This is a genomic window from Phaeovibrio sulfidiphilus, assembly GCF_014861485.1.
Classification (GTDB): Bacteria; Pseudomonadota; Alphaproteobacteria; order Rhodospirillales; family Rhodospirillaceae; genus Phaeovibrio; species Phaeovibrio sulfidiphilus.
Window position 1 is genome coordinate 398798 of the sequence record NZ_JACZHT010000002.1, and the last position, 22420, is coordinate 421217.

Sequence of the window (22420 nt, forward strand, 5' to 3'; positions counted from 1 at the left end):
GTGTCGTGCAGGCCGGTTTGCGGTCGGGAGAGGTGACAGAACCATGCCGGGAGAACACATCATGTCCGCAAACGGGCAGGGCGGGGGACGCAGCCGCATCGCGCGCGTGCGCCCAGTGGTCCTGCGCGGTCTTGCCGGTGTCCTGGGCGCGGTTCTTGTGTGCGTGCTGGCGGGCGGTTTCTGGCTTTCGGAAACCCGCTCGGGCAGGGAGTGGCTGAGGCAGACCCTGGAGCAGGCGGTTGACGACCCCGCGGGCCTGCGGTTGCGGATCGGCGCTGTCGAGGGCTCCCTTCTGTCCGACCTTGTGGTGCGGGACGTGACCCTTGAGGATCCGCACGGCGTCTGGCTGTCCCTCGGGCGTGCGCGGTTGTCCTGGACGCCGCTTGCTCTTCTGCTGGGCCGCCTGTCGGTGGACGCGCTGGAGGCCGACACGCTTCACGTGACCCGCCTGCCCGAGCTTCCGGGGGCTCCCCCGGACCCGAAGGAGGACAGCGGCACCGGGATCGGGGTCAGTCCGTCGATTCTTGGGCGGGTCAGCATCCGGAGCCTGAAGGTTGGCCCGGTTTTTCTTGGTGCGCCCGTTCTGGGGCACGATCTTTCCCTGTCCCTTGAGGGGCAGACCGAGGGGCAGGGCCGGAGCCTGCGCACCAGCGTGCGCCTGGAGGCCGGGCCCGATGGGGCGGGCGCAGGGCTGAGGGCGGACATCACCTCCCTGTTTCAGGCCGATCCCGCGAACCTGGATCTCACCGTGTCCCTGAGCGAGCCCGCGGGCGGTGTTCTGGGCGGTCTTGCAGGCTTTCCGGACCACGCGGGGTTCTCTTTTCAGATGAGCGGGCATGGCCCCCTGTCCGGCTGGGATGCGACCATCGGCTTCCGGATCGAGGACGTCCTGGATGTGGGCGGCACCTTGGCCCTGGCCCTGGGAGACCGGGAGCAAACCGGGGCCCTGAGCCTGTCCGCCGCGCCCCTGACCCGGGCGCCCGCGGTGTTCGGCGCCCTTCTGGGGACCAGCGCCCGCCTGGACGTGGAGGCGGCCCGGGGGCAGGGGAACGTCGTTCGGCTCTCGAAGCTGACTGTGGCCTCCGCCAGTCTGGACCTGGAGGCCGGGGGGCAGGTGGACCTGTCCGGCTCCGCTCCGACCTTCGATCTGGAGACCCGGGCAGCCCTGAAGGGGCCCTCGCTGGTGTCCCTGTTTCTGGATGATTTTGGGCTCACACAGGCGGACCTGACGGCGCGCCTCTCGGGAACCGTGGCGAAAGCGACGGCGGATGTGCACCTGAGTGCGACGGATGCGGTTCTTGGCGACATTATCGGCGCCCACCATCTGGATCTGAAGGCCACACTCCGGCCCCGGACCGGGCTTCTGGCCCTGGGGAAGGCCGCGGTGGACCTGTCCCTGGAGGCCGACGCCGACGGGTTCGCCCTTCCCGTGGCCGGATCCCTCGTGGAGGCGGCCCTGGGGGGCACGCCCCGGCTCCGCGCTGCCGGGGGGCTGGAGGTCGCGCCGGACCTGAGCCGCCTGGTCTGGCATGGGGTGTCTCTGGCCCTGAACGGTAAGGATGTGTCCCTGGAGGGCCAGGGGGACTTTGATATTCTGGATCTGCGGCTGGCACCCTTCCGGGCGACCCTGGAGGTGCCCCAGGTCGGCACCCTGGCGCCCGGACTGGACGGACCCGCCCGGCTGGAGGCCCGAACGGACGGGTTCACCGCCTGGCCCCTGAGCGGAGACCTGGCGCTCGAGGCCCGGGGTGATCTGGCCCGGGGCTCCCCGGACAACGGGGAAACCGGGGCCGCAAGCGAAAACGCGGCGGAGGGGCCCGCACCATCCCGGGGCACAGAGGCCGCTGGGGGCGCGGGGGCACCCGACACCCTTAAGACAGCGCAGGCCCCGGGTACACCGGCTGTTTCACCGGACGCACCGCAGGGACAGAAGGCCCAGACAGCAACGGCCCCCCTGGATCCGCCCCTGTGGCGGCTGTTCGGGGCCTCTCCGACGGGTCGGCTCCGGGTCGTGTTCTCCACCGAGCCCGGGCATGACACCCTGCGCATCGAGGATCTGGAGCTGAATGGTGCCGGAGCCCGCGCGGCCGGGCACATGGCCCTGGGCGGCGATGCCGGGCGCCTGGAGGCGGTTCTCCAGGCCTCGGTGGACGATCCGGGCAGTTTCGGCGTCGGGTTCCGGGGGGATCCGGTCACCCTGGACCTGACCGCCACCGGGCCCCTGTCCGATCCCGCCCTTGACCTGGCCGTGAATGCAAACCGCCTTGAGGGCCCGGGCCTGACCCTGGAGGGCCTGTCCATCAGCGGCCGGGTGCAGCGCCACGAGGGCGGTCCCTCCGGTCTTCTGGAGGCGGGCGGAACCATAGACGGCCGCCCCCTTCAGGTTCATATCCCCTTCGAGGTTACGCAGGAGTTCGGGCGCCTTGCCGTGTCCGAGGGCGTGCTCCGCTATGCGAACGCTGTCGCCCGCCTGGGGGCGGACGTGGATCTGGGATCTCTCCCGGCGTCCAAAGCCACGCTGCGGGCCGAGGTGCCGGATCTCTCCGTCCTGTCCGCCTTCGGTGCGCCCGCCGATCTGCGCGGGCATGTGAGCCTGAATGCAGCCCTTGTTCCCGCCCGGGGGAAGACGGCGGCGGCCCTGGATGCGTCCCTGTCCGGTGGCGGGCTGGCGCTGGGAGACCTGAAGCCCGGGGATCTGGGCGGCCGGGCCACGCTGCGCGACCCCTTTGGCGCGGCCCGTCTTGACGCGACGCTGTCCCTTGGGGCCGGTCAGGCCGGGATTGCCCGTTGGAGCCGTGTCGCCCTTTCGGCCACCGGTCCCCTGGACGCCCTGAAAACCGGGCTCGAGATCGACGGGGCCCTTGCGGCCGGGGCGACGGGGGAACTGCCCCTGAGCGTTCGCGTGGGCGCGGGGCTGACCCCGGGCGGGGAGGACCGGAGGATTGTTGTGTCTCCGGTGCGTGTGCAGGTGGGGCCGCACCGGCTTGAACAGACCTCGAACGCCACACTCCATCTCCTGCCCGGTGGCGGGCTGCGCCTTGAAAACCTGAACCTGGCTCTGGACACGGGCCGGATTGAGGGCTCGGGCTCGTTTGGCGCGGGCGCGGGCGCGGGCGCGGCCAAGCCTTTGACCGTTCGCCTGTCGGCCATTCCCCTGACCCTGGTGGAGACGTTTGCTCCCGGTCTCGGGATCGGGGGGCGTCTGGAGGGCACGGCGTCTGTGAGCGGAACGGCGGATCACCCGGTGGTGCGGGTGGCTCTGGTTGTTCCCGAGCTTCGCTCGACCGCATCCGCGTCCCGGGCCCTGGGCGCCCGCCTTGAGGGAACCCTGGACCGGGCGCTGGACGCCCGTCTGACCCTGGAGGGGAGCGCCCGGCCTCTGGTGGCCACCGTTCGGGTTGGGGGCGGTGGCGACGGGGCCACGCTGTCGGGCGCCTCCCGGCTCACGGCCCGCATCCAGGGCGGTGTTGAGCTTGCGGATCTCCTGGCATTCACCCCGCTGATCGAGCACCGTGCCTCCGGCGTTCTCGATCTCGATGTGCAGGCCGGGGGAACCCTGGGTGCGCCGTCCATTCAGGGGACCGCTTCCCTTCGCAAGGCCCGCTATGAAAATCTGCTGACTGGCACCCTTCTCACCGATGTGGATCTGGATGTGGGCACGGACCGTGCACGCAATGTGAGCGTTTCCCTGCGCGCTGGCGACGGTGACAGCGGAACGGTGCGCGTGGACGGCACCCTGGCTCTGGCCGATCTCGCCCGTCCCCGCGGGTCCGTGGATCTTCTCGCCCGGAACGCCGCGCTGGTCCGGCGCGACGACGTGGAGGCCGGGGCGAATGCGGACATTCATGTGGAGCTGCACCGGGGCGGCGGAGCGGTCACCGGGACCGTGACCACGACCCGGGTTCTGGTGCGGCTGATGAACACGCTGGGGGGCTCCATCCCAGATCTGCCTGTGGTGGAGAAAGGCGCAGGGACGCCGCCCGCAAACGCATCGGCATCAGGCGCGGGCCGGGTGCAAAAAACAGGCACGGGCGCGACCCGGAAGGCGGGGGCAGAGGTCCCGGCGGAGGCGGTTGCGCAGGAGACGCCCCTGACCCTCGATGTGCATGTGGTCCTGCCCGGGCACGTCAAGGTCACCGGACAGGGTATTGATACGGAATGGAAAGGCGACCTCAAGGTAGGCGGGACCGCTTCGGCTCCCTCCATCGTCGGATCCATCGCGAACGTCCGGGGACAGATCGAGCTGGTGGGCCGGGTCTTCTCGCTGAAAAACAGCGTGGTCCGTTTTGATGGCGGCAAAACCATTGATCCGGCCCTCGATATCCGGGCAAGCAACAAGGCGGGCAAGATCGACGCCACGGTTCGGGTGACGGGAACCGCCACCTCGCCCTCGATTGCGTTCGAGGCCGATCCGCCCCTGCCCCAGGACGAGGTGGTGGCGCACGTTCTGTTCGGGAAAAGCTCTGGCGAACTGTCCGCCATGGAGGCGATCCAGCTGGCCCGGGCCCTGGCCCAGCTGAAGGACTTCGGCAGCGGAGGCACGGACATCATGGGCCGGATCCGGGATGCCTTCGGCCTGGATGTGCTGCGTTTTGGCGAGAGTGCGGATGGCTCCAGTACCCTGGAGGCCGGCGCCTATCTGCGCGAGAACGTCTATGTCGGCGTGGTGCAGGGCATGGAGCCCGGCGAAAGTGCGGTCCACGTCGAGGTGGAGCTGACTCCCGAAATCAGTGTGGAGAGCCAGGTGGGAGCGTCGGGCACCGGTGCGGCGGGCCTCCTGTGGAAATGGGACTACTGAGCCGGGGAGACCCTCGGTTCCGCCGGGCCGCGGGCGCGCCGGCCGGGACGGGGGGGGCGTCTGGCCGGGAGCTGCCGCGCAGGACGCGGTCCCACCGGGACGTGCCGGGGCGGGGGGCGTGCGTGTGGCCGGGAACGGCCTCCGAGGGGGCGTCTTCCCACAAATGGCCCGTCGGGGCAGGGTGGGGGGCTTGCGTGTGGCCGGGAACGGCCGCCGGGTTTATTCTCCGGAGGGCGGCCGGCTGGAGGCACCGGAGCGGCGGCGCAAATGGGATGCGGGGGCACCCGGGGTCGCAAGTCCGCGCTTGCATCTTCCGACCCTATCCCCTATGTTCCGCTGCGTTTGGTGGGGCGTAGCCAAGCGGTAAGGCAGCGGTTTTTGGTACCGCCATTCCCAGGTTCGAATCCTGGCGCCCCAGCCAGTTCCAGTTTCCCAAAAATTCAATGAACAGAACGCTGTGAGGTCCGCCCGGTTGTCCCGGTTGAGGGCCGCTGGCGGGCTGGCGCGCGCGTTCCGGCTCCCCTGCGTTGCCCATCACGCCGGCCGCCCGGAGCCGGTCTGCCGGACGTTCCGCAGGGGCTGCCGAATCCCGGATCTGGCACCGGTCAGCGAATGCCGGGCCCCGGGCAGTGGCACCGGTTTGCGGGCGTGGGGGATCGCCTCGCAAGATGGGTGGGGATCTGAGGTGTCCGGGCCGGTAGTGGGGTGCGCCCGGTCCGGCGTCCGGCTGCGCGAATTGGGAGTTTACCCCGGCGCGGGAGGCGCATGGTGAGGCTCCCGACCGGGGGCGATCCGGTCTGCCAGCGAAAATGCGCAGCCCAATGGCTACCGGATCGCAAGAGGCGCGGTTTCTGTGGGCTGTTCAGGAGCGTGAGTGGTCCCGGTCTGGCGGCGGGAAAGAGTGCGCCGCCCGGGCGGGTCTCCGGGCGGCGCGTTCGGGAAAAAAGGTGTAGGGGCTGTCTACGGCCTTTCCTCCCTGAGGGACAGGAGAGCAAACAGGGGCTCTCCAAGAGCGGTCCGGGCTTCCGTGACGGGGCCGGCGGCCTCTTTCCACGGAGTGGAGAAGTCGTGGGCGTTCTCGTCCATGCGGCTCATCAGCCCGGTGTCCTGATTGTAGATGTCGCGGAAGAACCGGACGTCCCCGTGGGCCTCGGCCCAGGCGGTGATGTAGACCAGGTGGATCGGCACCGGCGTGGCCAGGTCCACGCGCCGGGGCGAGGAGCCGAGAAAGCTCTCGAACGTGCGGCTTGAGTAGGCGGTGTTGTGGGCCAGCAGGTAGTCCGCCAGGGCTTTCGGTTCGGAGACCCGGATACAGCCGTGGGAGACCGCGCGGTTGTCCCTTTGGAACACGCCCGGCGCGTTGGTGTCGTGGAGATAGACCGAATACCGGTTCGGGAACATGAACTTGACCGAGCCGAGAGCGTTGCCCGGTCCGGGGTTCTGGCGGATCCGGTAGTTGCGGGCCACATCGGCGGCATCGCTCCAGTCAACCTCGTCCGGGGACACCCGGTCGCCCGAGGCGTTTGTCACGGTGTAGCCGCGCTTGGCCATGTAGTCGGGATCGTTGCGCTGCTTGGGAACGGTCTCCGCCCGTGCGATGGAGGGCGGCACGTTCCAGTACGGGTTGAACTCCATGTAGCGCAGGGTGTCGCTGAAGAGCGGCGTCGCGTGGCGCCCGGGAGAGCCCACCGCCACCTTCATGCGCAGGGCCGTGGTGTTCCCGTCCTCGAGAAAGAGCTCGAACTGGGGGATGTTCACAAGAATGTGGACCGGCCCGAGCTGCCGCGGAAGAAGGCGCCAGCGCTCCAGCGCGGTCTCTACCCGAGCGATCTTCTGCCCCAGGCCCCGGTTCAGGCTGGCAACGGTCTGGGGGCCCAGGATGCCGTCCGTGCCCAGGCCCTCGGCACTTTGGAACGTCCGCACCGCGTCCGCCAGGGCCTCGTCATAGAGCGCCGTGTCAGACCCTTCGGTTGCCGCCAGGCCGGGGTGGGTGGCGGTGGCGGGCTGGGCAAGAAGACGGGCCCGGACAAGCGGGATGCGGGGATCACGGTCTCCGGCCCGAAGGGCAGGGCCGTCGGGGATCAGGGCCAGGCCGGATGCGGGATCCGACACGCTGCGGTAACGGGCAAGGGCGTCGGCGAGCGCGTTGTACTGGGTGCTCACGGGCGCAAGGGAGGTCAGCCAGCTCCGCAGGTCATCCGCGGTGGCGAGACCCGCGAGGAGATCCTCCACGCGAAGGTGTTCCTCGGATTTCAGAAGCGCGACCTTCTGGTCCCAGGGAAGGTTGCGGCGGCTCTGGCCCAGCAGGCGGTCCAGAGAGAACATGAGAGCCGCGCGGGTCAGAAGGGCCTCGGCCTTGCGGAGGCTTTCCGGCGTGCGCGTTGCCAGGGCGGCCTCGATCACGGGCAGCCCATAGATGCGCGGGTCAAGCCCCTCGTTCGGGGCCGCCTGCAGCGCGGACATCAGGTCGCCGGCCCGCTGAAGGGCGCCGCTGTCGGTTGTCCAGACCGGCCAGGTGTCCGAGCGGCCAAAGGCGCCAACCAGAAAGCGCCCCAAGGCGTCGGATCCGAAGAGTGCGGGCTCCGGGGCGTTCACGGCCTCGGCAAGGCTGCGGGGACGCGCAGAGGATACATCCGCAAGTCTGTTCCCGCTGACGGCTTCCGGAGCGCCCGCAATCCCGAGAACAAGCGCAAGGACGCCGATACCGGTGGCGGTCTCAACGACAAACGAACGGATGGGATGACGCTCGGCGCGAGCCGGAGACGAGTCGTCAACGGAACGGGGGGGGGAATCCGGGGGAAGTGAGGCCATGAGGCACCTCCTCGGGGACAGCGCTCCTGCGCGGCGGGTGAAAGACCGGTCCGGGACGCCGCCCGGGAGTTCTCCTGCTAACGTCCGAAGTCTAGCACGCGGTGAATTATCTACGTAATGGAATCGGATATTCAGACCTCAGGTTATACTTTTTGCTCCATTATCACCGGAGGTGGCAAACAATTGGTTGTAGTGTTTTGGATCGAAACAATTCCGGGCTGTTTTTCGCGGCGCGACTCGAGAATCGTTATCCTTGATGTTGACAGTAATTATCATAATCACTACCTTTGTCTGATACGCGGCCCGGGCCGCTCCTGAGAGGCAGTTCCCCACTGTCCGGGCTCCCGGTGACGAGGAGAGTGAACTGAAGCGGCTGTCCGAAGACCCCCGGTCATGTGCCGGCCTTGCCGGCTTCCTGACCCGGACTGTCCCCGGACCCGTTTCCCGATTAAAAAGGATATGAGTCGTGCCTGAAGCTCTTTCAACTGCGCCGTCCTGCGGCTGCCCTGCCGCGGGAGCCATGACCGGATCCCTCGCGGATGCGGCCCCCGATATCCTCCTCAACGAGATGAACATTGGCGTGACCGTCCAGGTTACCGGAGTGCTGGGGGGGCGGAAAACCGCCCGCGAGCTCGGCGATCTTGGGATCCGGACCGGTCATCGCCTGAACATCCTGCGCCGGGTTCCCGGTGGCGGTCTTGCTGTTCGCTATTCCGCAATGACCGTGGCCATCGGCTCGGCCCTTGCGCGGCAGATTCTGGTGCGCCCTGTGTGCCCCCTGTAAGCCGTCGCGTTTCACAGACCTTTGGTGGCTCGACCTTCCTCTCCTGGCACGGGTGTCCCGCAGGGGAGGGAGGTCGTCCCGTTAAGGTATTGTTTTAATTGCATTGCGGGCGACCTTGTTGTGTTTGGCCGCCTGCCCTGGTTGGAAAGTCCTCTTCCATGGTTTCAACGAAACGAACCGACCCCAAGATCCTGCGGACCGTCGCCCTGATCGGTCCTCCGAACTCGGGCAAAAGCTCGGTGTTCAATCGGCTGACGGGCGCGTCCCAGCGTGTTGGCAACTTCCCGGGCATCACCGTCGAACGCATGGAGGGTATGTGCCGTGCCGACGGCAAGTGCATCTCTGTTGTGGACCTTCCGGGGCTTTATTCCATTGCGCCCAACGAGGCCGGGAGCAGTCTGGACTACGAGGTGGCCCGCAAGTATGTGGGATCGTGCGAGGCTGACCTGTTCCTCAATATTGCGGACGCGACCCGCCTCGAGCAGTCGCTCTACCTGACCGTTCAGCTTCTGGAGTGCGGTGTTCCGTGCATCGTGGCCCTGAACATGATGGATGCAGCCGAGGATGCGGGGCTCCAGATTGATGTGGACGCCCTCGCGCGTCGTCTGGGCTGCCCGGTGTTCCCGGTGTCGGCGGCTTCGGGCTCCGGCATTCGCGAGCTTCGGGAGCGCCTTTTCGAGGCCCTGCCCGAGCTTCCGCGCACGTCCCCTGTCACCCACTCCGCAAGCGTGGAGGCTGCGGTCTCGGAGGTTGTCCATGAGCTGGACACCCGCCCCGACGCCTATGCCCCGGGCTCGCACCGCTGGGTTGCCCTGTCCATGCTGGAGGGGGATCACAGCCTTCTGGCCCGCAACTCCGCCGATCTTGGCGCGTTCGTCGCCGAGAAGCGCCGGGCTGTGGAGGATGCGGCAGGCGATGATGTGGACACCCTGATCGCGGCTGCGCGCTTTGACGCCGCCCACTCCCTTGTGGAGAGCACGGTTGTCCGCGGCAAGGCCCGCTCCGTCAACCACACGGATTCCATCGACTCCGTCGTCCTGCACCCCCTTCTGGGCATCCCGGTTTTCTTCTTCGTGATGTACCTGATGTTCATGTTCACCGTGCACATCGGGGGCGCGTTTATTGATTTCTTTGATGTGGCCGGCGCCACGATCTTCGTGGACGGCTTCGGTCACCTGCTGGAGAGCATCGGTGCGCCTGAGTGGCTGGTGGTTCTTCTGGCCAAGGGTATCGGTGGCGGTATCACCACCGTTGCGACCTTCGTGCCCATCGTCGGGGCCCTGTACCTTGCCCTGACGGTCCTCGAGGACTCCGGCTACATGGCCCGCGCGGCGTTTGTCATGGACAAGGCCATGAACCGGATCGGTCTTCCCGGCAAGGCCATCGTTCCCCTGATCGTGGGCTTCGGCTGCAACGTTCCGGCGGTCATGGCGGCCCGCGTGATGGAGCGTCCCAAGGACCGGGTCCTGGCCATCACCATGGCTCCCTTCATGTCCTGTGGCGCCCGGCTTGCCGTCTATGCCCTGTTTGCCACGGCCTTCTTCCCGAAAACCGGTGGAATGGTGGTCATGGCCCTGTACCTGATCGGTATTGCCGCTGCCATTTTCACCGCCATGACGCTGAAGAAGACCATTCTGGCCGGTGATGCGGCGCCGTTCATGCTGGAGCTGCCGTCCTATCGCATGCCCCGCCTGCGCGACGTTCTGATCCACTCCTGGACCCGCCTCAAGGTGTTTGTCATGGGAGCGGGCAAGGTGATCGTCGCCGTGGTCATGGTGATCTCGGTTCTCCAGACCATGGGCACCGACGGCAAGTTCGATCACGAGGGCAAGGACAGCTCGATCCTTGCGCAGGTCTCCCAGGTGGCCACCCCGGCTTTCGGTCCCATGGGGCTGTCCGAGGACAACTGGCCTGCCATGGTGGGTATCGTGACCGGCCTGTTCGCCAAGGAAGCCGTCGTCGGCACCCTGAACACCCTGTATGCCGCCCAGGCCGACCAGGCCGGGGACGCGGACCAGGAGGGCGCCGCCATCGTCGGCGAGGAGGAGTCCGAGGACGAGGCGTTTGACTTCTGGGGCGGAATCCAGGAAGCGTTCATGACCATTCCCGAGAAGTTCGCGAGCCTTGGCGACATGCTCCTGGACCCGCTGGGCATCTCCGACGGTCTGCAGGATGAGGAGGCCCTGGCCACGGCCAGCGAGTTCTCCGGTCCGCTCGCCTCCGGCTTTGCCGGTCCTCTGGCGGCGTTCTCCTACCTGCTGTTTGTCCTGCTGTACGTGCCGTGTGCCGCCGTTCTGGGCGCCGTGAAGCGTGAGCTGGGCTGGGGCTGGACCGGGTTCGTCACCTTCTGGACCACCGGGCTTGCGTACATCGTCGCGACCTCGACCTACCAGATCGGCACCTTCTCCCAGCACCCCCTGTTCAGCGGGCTGTGGCTCCTCGGATGCCTTGGGGTGATGGTGGTTTCCATCGGCAGCCTGTCGCTCATCGGCCGCCACCAGCGGGCCAGCGCGGCCCTGTCGGTGGGCACCGCCGGGACCCTGTCTCCGAAGGGAGCGGAATGATGCTTCTGATGCGTCTGAGAGCCGTTGTACGGGAGCGTCGCGAGGTTCCTCTCGGTGAGCTTGCCCGCGTCCTCGAGACGGCTCCGGACGTGTTGGAGACCATGCTGGACCACTGGATTGCCCGGGGCTGTATCCAGAAGCGGGAGAGCCCGTGTTCCGGCAAGTCCTGCAGCTGTTCCTATGCCCGCGATCCCGTCTATGTCTGGGTTGAGCCCTCGGCCTCCAGGCCCGGGAAAGCGCCCGCCAGGGCCGGGCACCACAGTCGGGCACCCTGCGGGTGAGCGCCTTCAGACACCCATGAGAGCGGGCCGGAAACGGCCCGTTTTTTTGTGCGCGTGCGTGGTGCTGGGAGTTTGTGCGCGTGCGCGTGTGCGGTGGCGGGGGATGTGCAGGTTCGCGGTGCCGGGGGGGGGCGTGCCCGGTGCCGGGGGATGGAGGCACATGGCCACTCCGCTGGCCGTCGCTGTCGCCATGTCCGGCTGGCTGGCGTTGTCGGGTCCGGCTGGTCGCAGCGGTCTGTCCGGCTGCCGCTGGGGGGCGGCAGCTCTCCGCGGTTTCGGGTGGCGGGTGTGCCCGGGTGCGATAGGCGGGGTCCGGCCTGCCGGGGCAGGGGTGCGGGACCGTGTCCGAGGATGCCGCCTGGGCCGCGGGGCCCGGCCTGCCGGGGCGGGGTTGCGGAACCGTGTCCGGGGACGCCGCCTAGGCTGCGGGGCCCGGCCTGCGGGGGCAGGTCCGGGGCCGCGGGTCGCTCAGGTAGCGCGCCATCTTGCCGATGACCTCGTCCACCGAGATGGGCTTGCCCACGTGATCATCCATCCCGACGGCGAGGCACCGCTCCACGTCCTCACGGAACACGTTGGCGGTCATGGCGATGATGGGCAGGCTGTTCCCGTCGGGTGTCCCCAGGGCCCGGATGCGCCGTGTGGCCTCGTAGCCGTCCATTTCCGGCATGTGGATATCCATGAGGATCAGGTCGTAGCGGCCCGGCGCGGCGGTGATCATCTCCAGGGCCTCGCGGCCGTCGACGGCGCAGTCGATGTCCACGCCGGTTTCCTGGAGCTGGATTCCCAAAATTTCCCTATTGATATCAATGTCCTCGACGACAAGGATCCGACGGCCCCTGAAGAGGTCCGCGCTCCTGCGCGGCGTCGGGGCGTCGCTCCCGCAGGGGGCGGGTGCCGGGTTGGGTTCGCCGACTCCGGTCCCGGATCCGGTCCCGCCGGTCGCCAGGTCCGGCCCGTTGCGCGGGTCGGGGGCGACGGCGCAGACGTGCCGGTTGATGCAGTCCACGATCATGGAGGACAGGATCGGCTTGGGGATGAAGTCATTGATTCCCGAGGCGTGGGCCTCGGCAGCGACCTGGGCCCAGTCCACGCTGGAAATGAGGATGACGATGCTGCCCGCGCCTCTCAGGGCGCGGATGCGCCGGGCCAGTTCGAGACCGTCCATTTCCGGCATCATCCAGTCGATGAACACGATGTCGAACGCGCCGAAGTGGCGGATCATGTCCAGGGCCTGATAGCCGTCGCAGGCGGTTTTGCAGGCAATCCCAAGGCCGCCCAGGATCTCCTCCACGTACTCGCAGATTTCCGGGGCGTCATCGACGATGAGAACCCTGAGTTTTTTCCGGCTTGCCCCGGGGCTGAGGGCGACCGGCCGGGTGTTCTCCGCCACCCGGGCCCAGATGGTGAAGAAAAACCGGGAGCCCTTCCCGGGCTCGGACTCAACCCAGATGGATCCGTCCATGTGCTCGATGATGCTTTTCGAGATGGAGAGCCCCAGGCCGGTTCCGCCAAAGCGCCGGGAGATGCTGTCGTCCGCCTGCTCGAAGGACTGGAACAGGCGTTCCTGCTGCTCGGGCGAGATGCCGATTCCCGTGTCGCTGACCTCGAACTCCAGCTCGCAGAGATCGCCCTGACGGGAGCGCTTGCGGATGAAGAGGATGATTTTCCCCTCGTCCGGCGTGAACTTCACGGCGTTGGTCACCAGGTTGGTGATGACCTGGGCCAGGCGCTGGGGGTCCGTGACAAGGGAGCGGGGAACGTCCGGGTTCACGCGGATGATGAAGCTCTGCCGCTTCTGCTCAACCCGGAAGCCGACCACGTTGGTGATCCGGGCCAGCAGGTCATCGAGCACCGTCTCGACGGGCGAGACCTCGAACTTCCCGGCCTCGATCTTGGACATGTCCAGGATGTCGTTGATCACCCCCAGGAGGTGTCCGGCGGCGTCCTCGATCTTGCCCAGGCAGTACTGGATCCGCTCCAGGCTGGTGCTCTCGCGGGCAATGCCGGTCATGCCCATGATGGCGTTCATGGGGGTGCGGATCTCGTGGCTCATGTTGGCAAGGAAGGTGGTCTTGGCCCGCGCGCTCGCTCTCGCCTCGTCCCGGGCCAGGCGCAGGGCATCTTGTGTGGCCTCGATCTCCGCCATGGTCTTGCGCAGTTCCCGGAGGTCGCGGGTGTAGCCCACAACGCAGTAGCCCTCCCGCCACTTGACCCGAACGAGGGTGACCTCGACGGGAATCCAGGTGCCGTCCGCGTGGCAGTGCATCCAGTCGAAGACCACCTTTCCGCTGGCGAAGGCGTTGCGGATCATCAGGAGGAAGCCCTGGTAGCTGTCGGTGCCGTCGGGCTGGGTGACCGGCGAGAGGCTGTTGAAGCGTCGCAGGTAGTCGATCCGGGATCTCAGGCCGAAAATGCGCACGGCCTCGAGGTTGCAGTCGATGGGGCTGCAGTTCTCGTCGAAGAGGGTGCAGGCGAGGGGGGTCGCATCCAGCATGGCCCGGGTGCGCTCTTCGGCCGCGTTGAGTTTCTCGTTGTTCCTGGCCTCCGGGGTCAGATCCCGGGAGTAGCAGACCAGGCGCTCGTCCTCACCGATCCGGATGCGCAGCCCCGTCAGCTCCAGCATGATCGGTGCGCCGTCCCGGGTCAGGTGCTGCCAGCGTATGACCTGATGCCCCCGCTTCAGAACCTCGCGGAAAAACGAGCGCCAGCGTTCCTGGCTGTCCGTGCCGTCGGGCTGGAGAACCGGCATGTAGGACACAATCGTCCGGAGGTATTCCTCCTTGCTGGCCATTCCGAACAGGCGCACGGCCTCGAGGTTGCAGTCGATGGGCACCCGGTTGAGGTCATAGAGCGTGCAGGTCAGCGGCGAGGCGTCGAAAAGGTCCTGGACCTGCTGGTCGGCGGCGGCAATGGCCTCGTGGGTTTCCTGCAGGCGAACCTGCTCGCTGACATCAAGGGTCCAGCCGCACAGGACAATCGAGCCGTCCTCACGGACCTGGAGCCGGCCGCACACGTGGTGCCAGAGCCACGTCCCGGTTTCCGGGTCCAGAACCCGGCGGTCTGCCGCAAACAGGCTGTTCTCGCACAGGGCCCGGTCAAGGCTGAAGACCACGCCCGGCCGGTCCTCGGGGTGGACCCTGGTTTCCAGGTATTCGTCCCAGCTCAGGTCCAGCTGCTGGATATCGGTGCCGAAATACCGCTTGTTGTGCTTCTGGCCATAGATGGAGAGACGGCGTGTCCCGATGTCCAGCTCCCAAAGCGCGATGCCGTGCTCGTAAATGAGGGGAGGCAGCGCACGGACCAGCGTTTTCGGGAGCTTCAAGGTGGTGTCGGTCATCGCTCTGTGCTGCTCGGAAGGGGCGTCAGGGGAACCCGGTCGCAGGTCCGCTCAGGGAGGCGGGCACGCATTGGAAAAAGTATAGGGACGTTTTCCCCGTTCCTCCAGTGTATTTTGGCCGCATCCAGAAGTGGTAAAATACAGGAGAAACCGTGACTTGCTTTGTCCTTGGGGGTTTCAGGTATTACGTGTCCGGAGGTCGTGCGGGTGACGGGTATCGCAAGACACGGTTCTTCGGGATTGGCGGAAACTCACGCGGTTTTCATCGCTCCGGACCCGGTTTCCGGCCCGGGGGCGCTTTCGTTGTGCGGAATGGACTCGCGCGGCTCCCCGTCTGCGACTGTGCGGGTTTGGTACAGGAGGACTTGATTTTGTTTGTCCCGGTTGCCAGTTTCTACTAACCGAGTCGGATGCGTGCATACCGATTTTCTGTAAAAAAAAGGACGTACCGGATGAGCCTCACCAGTATTTTCGAGACCAACGCCTCGACCGTCGGCCGGACCCCCCTTGTGCGACTGAACAGGGTCACGCCCGGCGGTGCCACTGTGCTCGCCAAGATGGAGGCGCGCAATCCGTCGTGCTCGGTCAAGGACCGGATCGGCCTGGCCCTGGTGGAGGACGCCCTGGCGCGCGGAGTTCTTCGCCCCGGCATGAAAATCGTCGAGCCCACCAGCGGGAACACCGGTATTGCGCTGGCCTCGGTGGCCGCGGCCAGGGGCTTCGAGCTGACCCTGACCATGCCCGAGACCATGAGCCTGGAGCGCCGGCGCGTGCTGGCCATGCTGGGCGCACGCCTGATCCTGAGCCCCGGCGCGGAGGGCATGAACGGCAGCGTGAGGATGGCCCGGGAGCTCGTCGAAAGCGACCCGGACCTCTATTTCATGCCCCAGCAGTTTGAGAACCCGGCCAATCCGGCTGTTCACGAGCGGACCACCGGCCCGGAGATCTGGATCGACACCGCAGGCGCCGTTGACGTTCTGATCGCGGGCGTGGGAACGGGCGGGACCATCAGCGGTACTGGCCGTTATCTGAAGGCGCGCAAGGACAGCGTGCAGACCGTGGCGGTCGAGCCGACCACCTCGCCGGTCATCACCCAGACCCTCGCGGGGCAGCCTGTGGTTCCCGGGCCTCACCGGATCCAGGGCATTGGCGCAGGCTTCATTCCCGGGACTCTGGATCTGGATGTCGTGGACCGGGTCGAGCAGGTCTCCAGCGAGGAGGCCGTGGACTATGCCCGGCGTCTTGCCCGGGAGGAGGGGATCCTTGCGGGGATATCCTCCGGTGCGGCGGCGGCGGCGGCGGCCCGTGTGGCCGCTGATCCGGCCTTCGACGGCAAGACCGTGGTGGTGATCCTTCCCGATGCGGGAGAGCGCTATCTGTCCTCGGTTCTTTACGACGGTATCGAGGGCTAGGGAGCCGCGGCCGCCCCGTCCCGACCCGCGGCGGACGTGGGGCCGGGGTGTGCCCGGGTGGCGTCCGGCGGGCCGCGCGGGCCGCGCATCTATCGTTTCCCCCTTCAGGCAGGGCAGGGCGCATCCGGGTTCGGGGGCGCCCTTTCCTTTTGCCCTGGGGCGGGATGGCGTCGTGTCGGTCTGGCCCACAGGCCCGGTGGGGCGTCCGGTGACATCGACCAGCGTCGGAGACCGTCAGTGTGGTGGGCGGCAGCGCTGGCGGACGGGCCGTCCCGGCCTGCGGCGGTGTCTTGCCCGCCGCCGGTGGCCACGAGCCCTGCGGACTGGCTGTCCGGGCCCGCAAGATGCGCCGCACGGGCCGGTCACGCCGTCGGCGCAGGTTCCGGGGGCGCTGGACGCGGGCGCTCGACACCCTGAGGGAGAGGCGCCCACAGACCCCGGGACCGGCCCGCGGGGCCGGCTGCCGGACGTGAACCCGGTTCCCCCGGGAAGTCCGTGGAAAAACCGGAGGCTTCGCAGTATACTGGGCTCTTTCCGAACCGGGGGTGCGGAGCCCGTACCCTGTCGGGCACACACACGCATCAGGGCACGACCATGACCTTCAGCATTGGCGGTTTCTTCAGAACCAACAAGGTGTTCTTTATCTGGGTTGCCTTTGGCTCGCTTCTCTTTCTTTTCCGCGAGATGTTCGGTCTGGTGTTCATCACCTACATCATGTGCTTTATTGCCCATGGTCTTGTGCACCGGATGCACCGGGTCTGCCATATTCCCCGGCGGGTTTTGATCGTTCTTCTTTACCTTGTCTTCCTTGCGATTATTGTCGGCTTCCTGTTCTTCATCACGCCCCGGCTGATCTCCGAGGGGAAGGGGTTCACCGAGCAGATCCCCACCATCATGGCAACCGTCGAGGCCTGGATCGAGAGCAAGATTTCCGGGAACCAGATGCTCCAGGACGTGTTCGTGCGCGTCAAGGAACAGCTCGTGCCCTCGACGGTGATTGCCAGCAGCTGGTCCGCGGCCTTCGGGCTCCTGCAAAAGAGCGTGCACTACATCAGCTGGTTTTTCCTGGGGCTGCTGTTCAGCTTTCTGATCATGCTGGACCTGTCGCGCCTGACCCGCAGTGTCCGGCGCCTGCGCTACACGCGTCTTGCCTCGGTGGTGGAGGAAACCTCCGGGTCCGTTGTGCTGTTCGCCCGCGTGGTGGGCGAGGCCTTCCGGGCCCAGATCTTCATCTCGTCCCTGAACACGGCCCTGACGGCTGTCGGGCTGTACTTCCTGGGAATTCAGGGCATCGTCCTGCTGTGCACCGTGGTGTTCTTCTGTGGCCTGATCCCGGTTCTGGGGGTGTTCATCTCGTCGGTCCCCATTTTGCTGATGGCGGTGAATGCGGGGGGGATTCCGCTCGCTCTCTGGGCCCTGGTGCTGATCGTGATCATCCACCTGGTGGAGGCCTATGTGTTCAATCCCCGGATCATGTCGGCCGTGATGCGGATCAACCCGGTGATGGTGCTGATCATCCTCTATATCGCCCACAGCCTGATCGGTGTGTGGGGCATGCTGCTGGGGGTGCCCATCTCCGTCTATGTTTACCGACAGCTGATTGTGGGGAGCACGCCGGCGGCGGTCGCAGGAGCCGCATCCGCGTACGCGGCCGCTGCGCGGGCCTCCATGGGCTGCGACGGCGAAAGGGGCCCCGGTCCCTCGGCGGGGGTCTAGGCCCCCGTTGCCTGCGTGCTGTGTGCTGACCCAACCTGACCTGACCTGACTGGACCGGCACAGCCCCTCCCGGCCCGTTTCCTCACGGACAGGGGTCACCCCTGTCGCTCCTGGTCCGGCGCGGTGCGCGAACGCCCTGGCTCCGGACCCGCGCGGCAGGCCGCGGTCCGGGCCAGGTTCCGTGTGGCGGGGCCCTGTCCGGTTCTGCCGGTTCTCTCAGGCGATAGGGTCTTGGGCCGGTCCGGGAACGGGGCCGGAGGGCCGGTCTTGTCCCTTCTCGGGATTTTGCTCTGTATTGCTTGTCTGGCGGTCCGGTCATCCCGGAGGCAGGTCGTGCCTGCACGGCCCCGATGGTCCAGCGTGCCCCTGTGCGACCGCGGTGGGCGTGCGTGCGCTTGCATCAGGGTGGCGGGGTGGGCCTCGCCTACGGGTGCGTAGGGCTGCTGCCCGGGTGCGGGACGCGCTGCGCCCACGGGTGCGCGGGCCGGCTGCCCGGGCCCAGCGGTGCAGGCTGGAGTGGGGCGAAACCGGACCGGGCCGGACTCTGGTCTGGAGAACCCTGGTCTGGCTGGCTCCGGGCTAGCGCTTGGTCTGGCGCGCGGGGGTCGTGCTCGGGCGCGGCAGTTCCACGGGCTTGTCGACGGCGCTCTCGGGGGACCATTTGTCGGGATGGGTCTCGCTGGAGGTGCAGACCCGGTTCCGGCCTCCCTCCTTCGCGCTGTAGAGGGCGTGGTCCGCCATGGAGATGATCTTCTCGACAAACGTTTCGTTGCGCTCGTCGGGCCAGTCCGGGTTCACCCCCGCAAGTCCCATGCTGGTGGTGATGGGCACGGCCTGGGCCCCCAGATCAATGGGGGTTCCGGCGATGGACAGCCGGATACGGTTGCAGATCTTCTCCGCCTGCTCGAGGGTGGCGTCCGAGAAAAAGAAGATGAACTCCTCACCGCCGTAGCGGCCGAGGGAGTCGGACTGTCGCAGGGCTTCCGAAGCGATCCGGACAACCTGCTTCAGGGCCGTGTCGCCGCTGAGGTGGCCATAGCGGTCATTGAAATCCTTGAAGTGGTCCAGGTCCATGATGGCGATGCAGCAGTACTTGCCAAGCTGCCGGGCGGTTCGCATGCCGGCCTCGGCCACCAGGTAGAAGGAGCGCCGGTTCTGGGCGCCGGTCAGCACGTCATGGTCCGCCAGGTAGCGGAGCCTGCGCTCGCTCTCCTGGAGGGCGACAACGGCTGCCGTGCGGACGTCCACCTCGTTGCGCAGGGACTCTGTCAGGGAGGTGAGGGTTTCCTTGGTTTCCCGCAGGTTGGTCAGGGCCTCGTCCAGCTTGACCACCATGAGGTTGAAGGAATCGGAGAAGTCCCCCATGAAGTCCACCCGCTGGGTGAAATCGCCTTTTGCCACCTGCTCGACCTGCCAGGTCAGGTGGCGCAGGTTGGCGAGGTGGCGCTTCAGCAGGCCGGAGACAAATCCGCGGTATTTCAGGTCGATGGACAGGTCGCCCTCCGCAAGGCCCTGAAGGTGCTCGCGGACGTTCAGCATCATGGCATGAAACTGGACAAGCTGTTCGTTTTCTTCAAAGTCGGAGGGAAAAGCCGGGGCAACAGGGCTGTTCAGAAGCCCGTATATATGGGCTACAAGCCGGGGAAAGGCGTCACCGTCCTTTTCATTCTTTTCAATTGAATTTGCGCCCCCTGGTGAGTCAGGGGGCGCCATAACGCTTTTTTCAGTTCTCATAGACTGTGTTTCCGGGGGCTCCCGCACAGGTTACAAGGTCAGCTTGCGACTGGATCCGCAGTGAAGCGGCACGTTCGGTCGCCGGTGCACCAGCAGTCGACCTCCCGTACCACAAAGTCCGTTCCGTGGTGTCCACGAAGAATGCCCTGGATGAAGCCCTCGTCATAGACACAAATAACCTCCGAGGTATCGGGCAGTCCCGAACAGTCAAGGTCTTCGTCCACTGTCAGCGTGAACCGCAGATTGGTCTCGTCCGTTTTTTCCAGACGGAGAATACCGATTCCCATCTCCTTGAACAGCCCCTGGAGCTTTCTGACAAGGTCATTCAGGTCGGCGGCGTCAGAGCAATAGTGCCTGTAAAACTCCTCGCCTGCAAGAGATCCGGCAGAGCGGAGGATATCGTCCGAGGCGTCGGTCCCGTAGCGCTGCTCGATGATGTCACGCATGGTGAACTGGAACAGGCGGTAGATCTCGATACGGGTCGTTGGTCCCAGCTGCTTGCGGGCCATCTCCAGGTTTCCAATAGAATGTTCCCAACTGAAAGCATACTTCCGGGGCGCGCTCATTGTGATCCCTCCTGTTCAGATCGTTCCGACAAGCGACGGATGTAATTTATAATAGGCCCAAACGACGTGTGCGTCCAGCAAACCTGCCCTTACGGGGGATATTTGCGGGCGCGCCCCACCTTTATGGGGAGACTTCAGTCTGAAATCCAGCGGTTATCGTGCGCAAAGGCCTGAATACGTGTCCGGTGCGAGGGGCCGGGCTGGTCCACGAGGGACTGGATGAACGGACGGGCCCGGTCCAGGTCAATGGCCCGCAGAACCTCCTTCACCGGCCCGAGGCTCGAGGCTGTGACGGACAGGGAGCGGAAGCCCAGGGCCACCAGTGCGATGGCGTCCAGGGGGCGGGAGGCCATCTCGCCACAGATGGACAGCTGTTTGCCGGCCCGGTCACACGCGAGGACCAGATCCCGCAGAACCCTCAGGAAGGGGGCGGAGAGGCTGTCATAGCGCTCGGCCACCTTGGGATTGCAGCGGTCGGCGGCGAACAGGAACTGGAGCAGGTCGTTGCTTCCCACCGAGAGGAAGTCGATGTTCTCCGAAAGAAGCTCGGGCAACTGCCACAGCAGGGAGGGCACCTCCACCATCGAGCCCACGCGGAGGCTCTCCGGAAGGCGTCCGCCCCGGCTGGCCTCGCGCTCCAGCTCCAGATCCAGGATGCGCCGGGCGGCCCGGAATTCGGGAATGGTGGCGATCATGGGGAAGAGCACATTGAGCTCGCGGCCCCGGGCGGCCCGGATCATGGCCCGAAGCTGCTGGCGCAAGATGGCGGGGCGGGTGAGGGTGATGCGGGTGGAGCGCCAGCCCATGGCGGGGTTTTCCTCCGCCAGGTCGTCCCAGTAGGGCAGGAGCTTGTCGCCCCCCACGTCCAGGGTGCGGAAGACCACGGGCTTGCCGTCGGCATGGTCCAGAGCCCGCTCATAGATGCCGCGCTGCATCTCCACATCGGGCAGGGACGAGGCGCTCATGAACGCGAGCTCGGTGCGGAACAGGCCGATACCGTCGGCGCCGGTCTCGCGCACACAGTCCATGTCCATCATCAGGCCCGCGTTGACCATCAGGGAGACGGTGGTGCCGTCCTTTGTGGTGGCCGGCAGGGCGCGCAGCTGACGGTAGGTCTCCAGCCGTTCCCTGCGCTGGCGCAGTCCGTCCAGGATCGCCTCCCGGACGTCGTCGTTCGGGCGCACGAAGATCTGGGAGTGGTCCGCATCCACGATCACCTGATCGCCCGGCGCGATTTTCTCGAACAGGTGGGGCACCTGGGCAATGACCGGAATGTCCAGCGCGCGGGCAATGATGACCGCGTGCATGCCCACCGTTCCCTCTTCCAGGATGACGGCGCGAAGGCGCTTTGTGTCATAGTCCAGAAGCTCGGCCGGGCCCAGGGTCCGGCAGACCAGAACCACGTGATCCGGGAGGTTCTGCCCGGCCGCCGTTGAGCTTTGCCCCGTGAGGTGGCGCAGCAGGCGGTTGCCCAGATCCTTCAGGTCGTGCAGGCGTTCCCGGATGTAGGGATCATGAACCCGGGAGAACCGCAGGCGCATGTCGTTGTCCACCTTGCGCACGGCGGCCTCGGCGGTCAGGCCGGCGTGGATGTGCTCCTGGATCCGGCTGACCCAGCCCGCGTCCTCGGCGAACATCTGGAAGGTTTCCATGATGTCGCGGTATTCGTCGGGCAGGTTGGCGTGGGCGTCGAACAGGGTCTGGAGATTGGCCTGCATCTCGGCCAGAGCCATCTTCAGGCGCTCGATCTCGTGTTCCGGGTTTTCCGCCACCAGGGTCGTGACGGTCACCTCCGGCTGGTGGTAGACCGCCGTTCCAAGGCCAATGCCGCGGATGAGGGCGGTTCCCTCCTGGCGCATGGGCAGCACGGCGTTGCCCACCAGGGGTGAGGTCTCGGCCCGGGCGATTTCCGCCTCCTGGGCCAGGATCTCGGCCAGCACCATGGCGACCGTTTCCAGAACCTCCTGCTCGATTTCCGTAAAGGAGCGGGGCTCCTGGCTCTGCACGGCCAGAACGCCGATGACGTGGCCGCCGCGCACCAGGGGGACGCCGATGAAGGACGAGATGTTGTCCTCGCCGGTTTCCGGGCGGTAGACGAAGCGGGGGTCGGACCACACGTCCCGGACCCGCAGGGCCTGGGCCGACGAGGCCACATGCCCCACCAGGCCCTCGCCCATACGCAGGCGGGTCTTGTGGACCGCGCCCGGGGCCAGGCCGAAGGTGGCATAGAGCTCAAGGAGGTCGCCGTGGCGGAGCACATAGCACGAGCACACGTCGGCACCCATGCCTTCCGCCACAAGGCGGGTCGTCAGGTCCATACGGTCCTGGATGGTTCCGCTTTCCGCCATCGCATTGCGAAGACGGAAGAGAAGCTGTCGAGAGGTCTCGTCGCGTAACGCCATAAGCCTCGCCCT

General features: G+C 66.7%; 11 protein-coding genes and 1 tRNA gene. 7 read left to right on the forward strand and 5 right to left on the reverse strand.

Annotated features, from left to right (window positions below; all coding sequences use genetic code 11):
- Positions 1 to 61: 61 nt before the first annotated feature.
- Positions 62 to 4798, forward strand: a complete 4737-nt coding sequence (locus IHV25_RS04655; protein ID WP_192533935.1) for a translocation/assembly module TamB domain-containing protein — start codon at positions 62 to 64, stop codon at positions 4796 to 4798.
- 346 nt (positions 4799 to 5144) lie between these two features.
- Positions 5145 to 5219, forward strand: a tRNA-Gln gene (locus tag IHV25_RS04660).
- A gap of 539 nt (positions 5220 to 5758) precedes the next feature.
- Here the strand turns inward: IHV25_RS04660 and IHV25_RS04665 are convergent.
- On the reverse strand, positions 5759 to 7609 hold the full coding sequence (locus IHV25_RS04665; protein ID WP_192533936.1) for a L,D-transpeptidase family protein: 1851 nt from the start codon (positions 7607 to 7609) through the stop codon (positions 5759 to 5761).
- A gap of 466 nt (positions 7610 to 8075) precedes the next feature.
- Between IHV25_RS04665 and IHV25_RS04670 the strand changes: the two genes are divergently transcribed.
- The 3 genes from IHV25_RS04670 to IHV25_RS04680 all read left to right on the forward strand — a co-directional run bounded on the left by IHV25_RS04670 (position 8076) and on the right by IHV25_RS04680 (position 11238).
- Positions 8076 to 8393: a FeoA domain-containing protein gene (locus tag IHV25_RS04670; protein WP_192533937.1), complete on the forward strand. Its 318-nt coding sequence runs from the start codon at positions 8076 to 8078 to the stop codon at positions 8391 to 8393.
- Positions 8394 to 8551: 158 nt separating this feature from the next.
- Complete coding sequence (gene feoB / locus IHV25_RS04675; protein ID WP_192533938.1) at positions 8552 to 10957, forward strand: Fe(2+) transporter permease subunit FeoB; 2406 nt, start codon at positions 8552 to 8554, stop codon at positions 10955 to 10957.
- Positions 10954 to 11238, forward strand: a complete 285-nt coding sequence (locus IHV25_RS04680) for a FeoC-like transcriptional regulator (RefSeq protein ID WP_192533939.1) — start codon at positions 10954 to 10956, stop codon at positions 11236 to 11238. Before feoB ends, IHV25_RS04680 begins: the two co-directional genes overlap by 4 nt.
- Before the next feature lie 418 nt (positions 11239 to 11656).
- Here IHV25_RS04680 and IHV25_RS04685 read toward each other — a convergent pair whose 3' ends face one another.
- On the reverse strand, positions 11657 to 14578 hold the full coding sequence (locus tag IHV25_RS04685) for a PAS domain-containing hybrid sensor histidine kinase/response regulator (protein ID WP_192533940.1): 2922 nt from the start codon (positions 14576 to 14578) through the stop codon (positions 11657 to 11659).
- A 452-nt stretch (positions 14579 to 15030) separates the two neighbouring features.
- Between IHV25_RS04685 and cysK the strand changes: the two genes are divergently transcribed.
- Together cysK and IHV25_RS04695 are read left to right on the forward strand one after the other, a co-directional pair.
- Positions 15031 to 15990, forward strand: coding sequence for a cysteine synthase A (gene cysK, locus IHV25_RS04690; RefSeq protein WP_192533941.1), 960 nt, complete (start codon positions 15031 to 15033; stop codon positions 15988 to 15990).
- A gap of 594 nt (positions 15991 to 16584) precedes the next feature.
- Positions 16585 to 17706: an AI-2E family transporter gene (locus tag IHV25_RS04695; RefSeq protein WP_192533942.1), complete on the forward strand. Its 1122-nt coding sequence runs from the start codon at positions 16585 to 16587 to the stop codon at positions 17704 to 17706.
- 579 nt (positions 17707 to 18285) lie between these two features.
- Here the strand turns inward: IHV25_RS04695 and IHV25_RS04700 are convergent.
- The 3 genes from IHV25_RS04700 to ptsP all read right to left on the reverse strand — a co-directional run bounded on the left by IHV25_RS04700 (position 18286) and on the right by ptsP (position 22408).
- A complete protein-coding gene (locus IHV25_RS04700; RefSeq protein WP_192533943.1) occupies positions 18286 to 19440 on the reverse strand; it encodes a diguanylate cyclase in 1155 nt (384 codons plus the stop codon).
- A gap of 38 nt (positions 19441 to 19478) precedes the next feature.
- Entirely contained in the window at positions 19479 to 20006 is a 528-nt protein-coding gene (locus IHV25_RS04705; protein WP_192533944.1) for a V4R domain-containing protein, read from the reverse strand.
- Between the two features lie 134 nt (positions 20007 to 20140).
- The gene (ptsP, locus tag IHV25_RS04710) at positions 20141 to 22408 is read right to left on the reverse strand and encodes a phosphoenolpyruvate--protein phosphotransferase (RefSeq protein ID WP_192533945.1); all 2268 of its coding nucleotides are present in this window, start codon (positions 22406 to 22408) and stop codon (positions 20141 to 20143) included.
- Positions 22409 to 22420 lie beyond the last annotated feature (12 nt).

What these genes read in the sequence shown, in the direction of transcription:
- IHV25_RS04695 (WP_192533942.1), top strand. Translation starts at nt 16,585, where the DNA reads ATGACCTTCAGCATTGGCGGTTTCTTCAGAACCAACAAGGTGTTCTTT.
- IHV25_RS04665 (WP_192533936.1), bottom strand. Translation starts at nt 7,609, where the DNA reads ATGGCCTCACTTCCCCCGGATTCCCCCCCCCGTTCCGTTGACGACTCG.
- ptsP (WP_192533945.1), bottom strand. Translation starts at nt 22,408, where the DNA reads ATGGCGTTACGCGACGAGACCTCTCGACAGCTTCTCTTCCGTCTTCGC.
- IHV25_RS04680 (WP_192533939.1), top strand. Translation starts at nt 10,954, where the DNA reads ATGATGCTTCTGATGCGTCTGAGAGCCGTTGTACGGGAGCGTCGCGAG.
- IHV25_RS04705 (WP_192533944.1), bottom strand. Translation starts at nt 20,006, where the DNA reads ATGAGCGCGCCCCGGAAGTATGCTTTCAGTTGGGAACATTCTATTGGA.
- cysK (WP_192533941.1), top strand. Translation starts at nt 15,031, where the DNA reads ATGAGCCTCACCAGTATTTTCGAGACCAACGCCTCGACCGTCGGCCGG.
- feoB (WP_192533938.1), top strand. Translation starts at nt 8,552, where the DNA reads ATGGTTTCAACGAAACGAACCGACCCCAAGATCCTGCGGACCGTCGCC.
- IHV25_RS04700 (WP_192533943.1), bottom strand. Translation starts at nt 19,440, where the DNA reads ATGAGAACTGAAAAAAGCGTTATGGCGCCCCCTGACTCACCAGGGGGC.
- IHV25_RS04685 (WP_192533940.1), bottom strand. Translation starts at nt 14,578, where the DNA reads ATGACCGACACCACCTTGAAGCTCCCGAAAACGCTGGTCCGTGCGCTG.
- IHV25_RS04655 (WP_192533935.1), top strand. Translation starts at nt 62, where the DNA reads ATGTCCGCAAACGGGCAGGGCGGGGGACGCAGCCGCATCGCGCGCGTG.